1 protein-coding gene is annotated in these 331 nt (G+C 43.8%); it reads right to left on the bottom strand.

Annotated elements, in window-relative coordinates:
- Positions 1-331, bottom strand: a 331-nt coding sequence (pilM, locus tag DKT72_RS18085) for a pilus assembly protein PilM (RefSeq protein WP_162623391.1), incomplete at both ends; no start/stop codon positions are given.

The following is a 331-nucleotide window of genomic DNA, read 5'->3' as shown; positions in this document are numbered from 1 at the left end:
GTAAACATCCATAGCGCGACTTAGCGCATAGCTTTCAACGTCCACTACTTTTGCGGTTAAATTCGCAGCACTTAACGCACCGACTCTGGCTTCAACGCTTTCGGTTCTAGCGGCAGAGAGCAGTACATTTATTTTGCTCGGGTCAGCACTATTTATAGAGAGCTTTTCAAAATCAAGACTCACTTCATCTAGTGGGTAAGGAATTAAGCTGTCGGCTTCAATTTCAATCTGCGACTCTAATTCAGCGTCGCTTAAGGAAACATCCATAAAAATAACTTTGGTAATCACGGTTTGCCCAGAGACGGCAACAGACGCGAATTTTAGCGACTTT

Origin of the sequence: Confluentibacter sediminis (assembly GCF_003258355.1) — a bacterium.
In the GTDB taxonomy this organism is placed as follows: domain Bacteria; phylum Bacteroidota; class Bacteroidia; order Flavobacteriales; family Flavobacteriaceae; genus Confluentibacter; species Confluentibacter sediminis.
Note: the sequence above shows the minus strand (reverse complement) of the source record. Positions and strands in the feature narration are given on the sequence as shown.